The 7,234-nt window shown below is 44.7% G+C and carries 7 protein-coding genes and 1 pseudogene; 7 read left to right on the top strand and 1 reads right to left on the bottom strand.

Annotated elements, in window-relative coordinates; all coding sequences use genetic code 11:
* Positions 1–100: 100 nt before the first annotated feature.
* Positions 101–1,354: an RNA polymerase sigma factor gene (locus JGK07_RS32015; protein WP_293176343.1), complete on the bottom strand. Its 1,254-nt coding sequence runs from the start codon at positions 1,352–1,354 to the stop codon at positions 101–103.
* Between the two features lie 258 nt (positions 1,355–1,612).
* Here JGK07_RS32015 and JGK07_RS32010 point away from each other — a divergent pair, with 258 nt between their 5' ends.
* The 7 genes and pseudogenes from JGK07_RS32010 to JGK07_RS31985 all read left to right on the top strand — a co-directional run bounded on the left by JGK07_RS32010 (position 1,613) and on the right by JGK07_RS31985 (position 7,149).
* Positions 1,613–2,185, top strand: coding sequence for a TetR/AcrR family transcriptional regulator (locus JGK07_RS32010; RefSeq protein ID WP_293176345.1), 573 nt, complete (start codon positions 1,613–1,615; stop codon positions 2,183–2,185).
* Between the two features lie 97 nt (positions 2,186–2,282).
* Complete coding sequence (locus tag JGK07_RS32005; protein ID WP_293176347.1) at positions 2,283–3,164, top strand: sterol desaturase family protein; 882 nt, start codon at positions 2,283–2,285, stop codon at positions 3,162–3,164.
* Positions 3,165–3,184: 20 nt separating this feature from the next.
* Entirely contained in the window at positions 3,185–4,063 is an 879-nt protein-coding gene (locus JGK07_RS32000) for an ABC transporter six-transmembrane domain-containing protein (RefSeq protein ID WP_293176349.1), read from the top strand.
* A 165-nt stretch (positions 4,064–4,228) separates the two neighbouring features.
* Positions 4,229–5,014 carry a CPBP family intramembrane glutamic endopeptidase gene (locus JGK07_RS31995; protein WP_293176351.1) on the top strand — a complete coding sequence of 262 codons (786 nt, stop codon included), beginning with the start codon at positions 4,229–4,231 and terminating at the stop codon, positions 5,012–5,014.
* 614 nt (positions 5,015–5,628) lie between these two features.
* Positions 5,629–5,913: pseudogene (locus JGK07_RS33350) on the top strand (transposase); the annotation flags it as partial.
* Positions 5,914–6,239: 326 nt separating this feature from the next.
* Entirely contained in the window at positions 6,240–6,665 is a 426-nt protein-coding gene (locus JGK07_RS31990) for a YciI family protein (RefSeq protein ID WP_293176353.1), read from the top strand.
* Between the two features lie 70 nt (positions 6,666–6,735).
* A complete protein-coding gene (locus tag JGK07_RS31985; protein ID WP_293226718.1) occupies positions 6,736–7,149 on the top strand; it encodes a VOC family protein in 414 nt (137 codons plus the stop codon).
* Positions 7,150–7,234 lie beyond the last annotated feature (85 nt).

Here is a 7,234-nt window from a genome sequence, read left to right as displayed (position 1 = left end):
GACTGACATTCCGGGCATTGCATAATATTCCTTTTAAATGTGTGTGATTTGTGACGCTCCGACGACCATTTCATCATACCCTAGTTCAGCAACGCCGATTTTAGGATTGCTGGACTTCGCGCAACCGCCGATCGAGAAAACGGCGTTCGCTATCATTCGTAACTAGCGCCAGTGCTCTCTCATAGCTCTGTGCCGCTTCTGCTGATGCTCCCATACGGCGCAACAAATCGGCCCGCGCAGCGTGAAACAGGTGATAGCCATCGAGTTCGGGGCCGATCGCATCCAGAAGCGCGATTGCAGTTTGCGGCCCATCTACCATTGCGATCGCCACCGCCCGATTCAGCGACACAATTGGCGATGGCTGTAAGCGTTCGAGCAGATTATAAAGCTGGACTATCTGCTGCCAGTTTGTCTCTTGGGCCCGCACCGCCCGACAATGCACGGCTGCGATCGCAGCTTGCAAAGCAAACGGCCCGATCCCGCCACGGAATGCTTCCTCAACCAGCGGCAGCGCCTCGACAATCTGTGCCCTGTTCCAGCGACTGCGATCTTGCTCTTCCAGCAGGATCAGGTCGCCAGACTCATCCAGACGCGCATCGCGCCGCGAGTCGTGCAGCAACATCAGAGCCAGAAGAGCAGTCACTTCCGCTGGCGGTTGCGGTGCCATCAACATCCTCACCAGTCGCCCCAGCCGGATCGCTTCGGCGCAGAGATCCGCTCTCACTATTGTCTCGCCATGCGTCGCCGCATAACCTTCGTTAAAGATCAAATAGATCGCCGTCAGCACCGCTTCCACGCGATCGGGCAAATCCTTCGTATCCGGCACTGTGTAGGGAATGCCCGCGTCACGAATCTTGCGCTTTGCCCGTACCAGCCGCTGCGCCATCGTCGCCGTTGGTACGAGAAAGGCCCGTGCGATTTCATCCGTCTCCAGGCCACCCAGCAGGCGCAGCGTCAAAGCAACCTGAGCCTCGATCGCCAGCGCGGGGTGACAGCAGGTGAAAATCAACCGCAATCGCTCGTCGGGGATTTCGCCGATATCGTCATCGATTTCTTCGATAGTTTCGATCGACTCAGAGGCAGCATACACTTCAAGTTTTTCGGCGAGTCGCGTCCGCCGTCTGAGGCGATCGATCGCCTTAAATCGAGCTGTTTTAATCAGCCACGCGCGCGGGAGATCGGGAATTCCGGCAGTCTGCCACTGCTTCAGTGCAGCCGTAAAGGCTTCCTGCGCCGCCTCTTCGGCTACGTCGAAATCTCCAACCAGTCCGATCAATGTGGCGACGATCCGACCCCAGTCCGATCGATAAACGGAGTCAATGGCTTGGGTTACGTCTGGTTTTGCGTTTGGCATCACAACCTGATGAGAAAAATTTTTTGGCGAGGTGTCGATTTGAGCGATCGCCCTTCGACTTATACCATTTTTTTAAATTTATGACAGACTTTTGCCAACTAGGGAAACGAGATAATTACAACGTCTTGTCGTCGTATCAAAATCGCCAATAGCCTAACTTCTCGTTGAAACCAAAATAGCCGATAGACTTGACACAGTATAATCGCACTGCTATATTATAATGAGCGCTCGATATAAATTTTATGCCCAAAATCGTCCATGCCCAAAATCGTTGACTCTGAGGAGTATCGTAAAGAGCTTCTCCATAGATGCTTTAACCTATTTGCCGAAAGCGGATATGCTAGTGTTACAACACGACAAATCTCTAAGGCATTGGGTATCTCCACTGGAGCAATGTATCACTACTTTGCTAGTAAACAGGTGTTGTTTGAGCAATTGGTTGAGGAGATCAGTTGGCAGGATGTTTATCTATTTAAGTCGATTGCTGAAGGAGGAACGCTGACCGAACGCATTGAAAGACTTGGATGTATGCTGGTTCAGCATGAAGAACACTTTGTCAAACAGGCAGTAATTTGGACAGATTTCTACCAGCATACCGCCGTGACAGAGATTAACAGTAATCCCATTTTTCAGCAAATAGATCGGCGCTATCAACAAATGATGGAGGAACTGCTTAATCTCTCAGATCCGAAGCTCGCTCGATTTGTCTGGACTTTGATCAATGGTATCTTGATCGAGCAGATAGAACGTGAAAATAGCTTTTCCTTTGCCCAGCAGATTCACTTATTTACCAAGATGTTAATTGCCTACTGCGAAAAATACTGTATCTAGCCTTAACAGGCAGACAACTGTAAAAGCTCTATCGACATGAGTTTAAATAATTCGAGCGCTCGAATTAAGACACTCAAAACACCATAGGATGTTGACTATGAACATTTCTGCCCAACCGATTCTAGAAAACTTGCAGCATCTAGAAACTTCGCTGTTCTCCCTATCGCTTATCTTGTTTTGTATTATCTTCGCTGAAATCGGCGTTGACTTTTTCTTTCGTAAACAACGGAATTACCGAGAAACGGCTGCAAATATCGGTGTTGGTATCGTTCATGATTTTCTCAGCGATCAATTAGCAAATGTTGTAGCTGTAGTTGGGCTATCCCTAATTGCGGCAGTCAGTCCTCTAAAGGTTCCTGTAAATGGCTGGACAATGCTATTAGCAGTATTCATCGCAGATTTTCTCTATTACTGGAACCATCGTGCAGAACATCGGATTCGTTTTTTTTGGGCATATCACAGCGTTCATCATAGTTCCACTGATTTTAATTTGACTGTAGCGCTGCGGCTGGCATGGGTTGAAGACTTTATCCTTTGGATTTTCTACATTCCGATGGCACTGCTGGGATTTCATCCCCTACAAGTCTTGATTGCGCTCGAAGTTGTGGGGCTATATCAAGTCTGGATTCACAATCAGAAAATTGGGCGATTGGGAATTCTCGAATCCATGATGAATACAGCTTCCAATCACCGTGTACATCATGGCTCAAATCTGCCATACATTGATAAAAATTATGGTGGCATTCTGATTGTTTGGGACAGGTTGTTTGGAACTTACCAAGCCGAGACGGAAAAGGTGATCTACGGGCTGACTGAAAATATTCAAACCCACAATCCTATTCAGATCAATATTATGGAATATTCCAGAATCATTAGCGATTTACGACGATCGCAGACTCTCAAAGAATGGTTCTTGAGTCTATTCGGTCCGCCTGAATGGAAACCACAAGCATTCAAACAACTGCCTAGCAAAGATTAAACCTACTTAAATCTATCTCTATGAAACTTCATTCTGTCTCGCAAATTTTGGAACGCCTGTTTCGATCAAATTACAGGTCTATCCTGTTTACCTATGGGCTGACGTTGCTGGAAAATACGTTTGAATTGCTATATCCGCTAGCGATCGGATTTGCTATCGATCAGCTTCTAAAGGGAAACTATAGCAACATCATCCCCTTTCTATGCATTTGGCTGGCACATGCGATTACAGCTATTTCTCGTCATGTATACGATACTCGAACCTTTACCAGTATCTATAGCAACTTAGCAACAGCGATGGTTGTAGAGCAGAGTAAGCAGGGCGCTTCAACGGCTCAAATTGCTGCGCGTTCCGTGCTTTCCAGAGAATTTGTCGATTTCTTTGAGCGAAATATTCCCCAAATTATTGCAGGGTTGTTTAGCTTTGTTGGCGCATTGGTAATGCTATTCATCTATGACATACAGATTGGCGCATATTGTTTGGCTTTGCTTATTCCGTTGATTTTGATCAATCGCAGCTATGCTCAGAAATCACAACGGTTGAATCAAAACTTGAATAATCAGCTAGAACAGGAAGTAACAGTTTTAAGCCAATCTGAGGCTGAAGTAGTGAGATCGCACTACTTGTTAATAGCAAAATGGAGAGTCCATCTTTCTAATGCAGAAGCCCTGAATTATGGATTTATAGAACTGTTTACGATTTTACTTGCTGCCACGGTTCTGATTCGTACAGTCTGGATTCCAGGCATTCAAACAGGTGAGATTTATGCCATTATTTCCTACCTGTGGAACTTTTTAAAGAGCTTAGAGAATATTCCAGCACTGGTACAGCAGTTTAGCCGGTTACAGGATATTGGGCAGAGAATGCAACTAAGTTCTGAGGCATTGAGCAAGCTGTGAATCTTGAAGTGATGGCAGCAGCCCAATAACTGTTCTGAACTAGAACGTATCAATACTAATTGATCAGTTGGGGTGCAAAGTTTGGCTGCATCTGATAGGTACATCAGTTATACAGAGAACCTTTGATAGGATCGTGATTAAAGATTAGAGTGTTGGCTCTCAGTATTGAATTTAGCTGTAATTGGAGGAACTATGATGTCAATGAGATTATTTACAATTTTGTGGCTAACAGGCATGGTAGGCATCGTTTCTCTTTGGTGGATGAAATTACCTATTCCTGAGGATGAAGAACTTCAGATGCCGCTCTGGGGAATCAAATTGATTTCTTTGATTCAACCAACCTTTCTTTTGTCTATTACTGTCTTGATTGGTGTTGTACTAGCTCATAAAGTTGGATTATCCGCACCTCTGGCTGAGGCAGTGTCTAATCGAACTTCAATTAGTTTGGCTATTCAGCCCCAAGTGCTTCCAGGAATTATTGGAGGCTTGATCGGAGTTATTGGATTAACTTTTATTCAGTTTTGTGCTAAAGTTTTTCTACCTTCTGATTTTATTACGAAGGCTGAAACTCTATCAAGCAACACCCCATTTTTGACTCGTATTCTGTATGGAGGTATTACCGAAGAATTATTGCTCAGATGGGGAATAATGACGCTTTTAGTATGGATAGGTTGGCGTATTTTTTCAAAAGGGCAGGGTGTGCCTTCCATATTCTGCTTTGTATCGGCGATCGCCCTTTCAGCATTTCTCTTTGGGCTGGGTCATTTACCCCTTGCCTTCGTACTAGGAACACAAGTCACTCCTTCAGTCATTACCTATGTGATTGTGGGTAATTCATTTTTTGGCATCATTGCAGGCTATCTGTACTGGCGTAAAGGTCTTGAAGCGGCAATGATTTCTCATATGTTGGTTCATGTTGTTATGGTTACATTTACCCGTTTAGCCCGATGATACAAGAATGGAATGTTTTCATTGACAACTCACTGTAAATGTTAGCCCCATTCGGTAGTACAATAATCCCAATGCACCAGATTGACACAAAGTTCTTAGTTGAGGATTCGAGGCAATCGGCAACTGGTGATTAGGAACGCCATCGTACAGCAAGCTCTTGGTGCTGGAAGCATAAGGAGAATTTTAGTGTTAAAATTTGCTGGGAAAGTCGGTCGAGGTAGAATCGTTTTATGCTTGCTCAATCCATCCTAGAAACAACCAGATTGATTTTGCGCCCCCTATCTCTTGCAGATGCGCCATCGCTCCAAAGTGTGGCAAGCGTTCGTGAGATTGCCGATACTATGATTTCTATTCCTCATTATAAATTAAAATCTTACCTCAAAGTTCCAAGACCCCAAAGTAATAAGGTGAACGAAGTTGCACAGACAAACTTCAAAAAAAACTGTGGGAGATTATCAAAGTAATGATTAAATATTTCGGAACAGGACAGCCTGTAAGGATATGGTGTCAGGACGAGAGTAGATTTGGATTGATTACTATGCAGGGCAAGATGATTACATTGAAGGGGATAAAACCCATCGGCAAAAAGCAATCTTTAGCGAGAAAACTTCTATCTTTATGGAGTTGTAGAACCATCAACAGGTGAACAATATTATCAAGAATTTTCTCAGCTCAATCACAACTGCTTTCAAGAGTTTTTAAATGGATTTGCTGAAAAATATTCAGAGAGTTTCAATCTAATTATCATGGATAATGGTAGCTTTCATAAAGCTCTCTTGTTAGACTGGCATGACCATGTGATGCCAATATATTTACCTGCCTATAGTCCTGAATTGAATCCGATTGAAAGATTGTGGGAACAAAAAAAGACCTCAAGTTGGCAAATTATTCGAGTTTAGAGAAACTCAAAGAACAGGTAGATATAATTATCAAATCTCTCACGAATGAAGAAGTCTTATCTCTCTGTAGTTGGGACTATATCCTTGAAGCTATATTAAGTGCAGGTTCATAGTGAATTGGTATTACACAGGGCAACAACGGAGGCAAATAGACATCTGGTAAAAAGAAATTAGGCGAGGAGCGAGCGATCGCACTTGCTCGGATCCGGGTGAAGCATTTGGACATAAAATCAAGGGTTTTAGGCATAAATTGTCGCCCTCGGCGTACGCCCTACATTTATCAAACAGATGTCTCTTCAAGATCGTAACCTGACGAGCAAAATTTTTTGGCGAGGTGTCGATTTGAGCGATCGTCCTTCGACTTACTGATACAGGGAAACAACCGAGACAAACCAATGAAATATTTGCTGCTGATTTACATGGAAGAAAACGCCATGAACCAGACCGATCGCGAACATTGTTATGGAGAATCCACACAGCTTGCACAAGAACTCCATGCAAAAGGGCAGTTTTTGTCGGCAGCCCCGCTGCACCCTGTAGCGACGGCGACTAGCGTCCGGGTGCGCGACGGCAAACAGTTTGTTACCGATGGCCCGTTTGCAGAAACTCGCGAACAACTCGGCGGGTTCTTCCTGGTTGATGCCCAGGATCTCGACGAGGCGATCGCGATCGCCGCCCGCATTCCAGGGGCGCGCGCCGGCACGATCGAAATCAGACCAGTAATTGAGGTCGCGGGATTACCTAAGAATTAGTTTTTGCACTTCTTAAAGACAATTTGAGTGCAAAAGATAACGCCTAAAACTCAACAAACAGGAGCAAGCCATGCAACTCAATCCTTATCTCTTTTTCAACGGTAACTGCGAGGCAGCTTTCAAGTTTTACGAGCAATGTTTTGGGGGCAAAATCGTCACAATGCTCACTAACGCGGATGCGCCAACTGCGGAACCAAAACCCTGTGAATTATCTACTGATTGGCTTGACAAAATTATGCACGCGTGTATGGAATTCGGAACGTATCGCTTGATGGGTTCTGATTGTCCGCCTAAGTTTTTTGAAGAAACCAAAGGCTTTTCTGTACAAATCGCGATCGACGATCCAACAGAGGCGGAACGTATCTTTCACGCCCTCGCTGAAAATGGCACAGTGAAGATGCCATTCGGGCAAACTTTTTGGGCTTTTCGGTTTGGAATGCTGGTCGATCAGTTCGGTATACCGTGGATGGTTAACGGGACTTAAACAGAAAATACGATAAAAATAGGTTATAATGCTTACATAGCAAGCAGATAACGTTAAAAAATGACCCATGAAAGAGACAACCCCT

It is taken from the genome of Microcoleus sp. PH2017_24_DOB_U_A (genome assembly GCF_020738205.1).
Lineage (GTDB): Bacteria > Cyanobacteriota > Cyanobacteriia > Cyanobacteriales > Microcoleaceae > Microcoleus.
Note: the sequence above shows the minus strand (reverse complement) of the source record. Positions and strands in the feature narration are given on the sequence as shown.

Bases quoted from the DNA above. Each gene is read 5' to 3' on its own strand.
- JGK07_RS32015 (WP_293176343.1), bottom strand. From the start codon at position 1,354: ATGCCAAACGCAAAACCAGACGTAACCCAAGCCATTGACTCCGTTTAT.
- JGK07_RS32010 (WP_293176345.1), top strand. From the start codon at position 1,613: ATGCCCAAAATCGTTGACTCTGAGGAGTATCGTAAAGAGCTTCTCCAT.
- JGK07_RS32005 (WP_293176347.1), top strand. From the start codon at position 2,283: ATGAACATTTCTGCCCAACCGATTCTAGAAAACTTGCAGCATCTAGAA.
- JGK07_RS32000 (WP_293176349.1), top strand. From the start codon at position 3,185: ATGAAACTTCATTCTGTCTCGCAAATTTTGGAACGCCTGTTTCGATCA.
- JGK07_RS31985 (WP_293226718.1), top strand. From the start codon at position 6,736: ATGCAACTCAATCCTTATCTCTTTTTCAACGGTAACTGCGAGGCAGCT.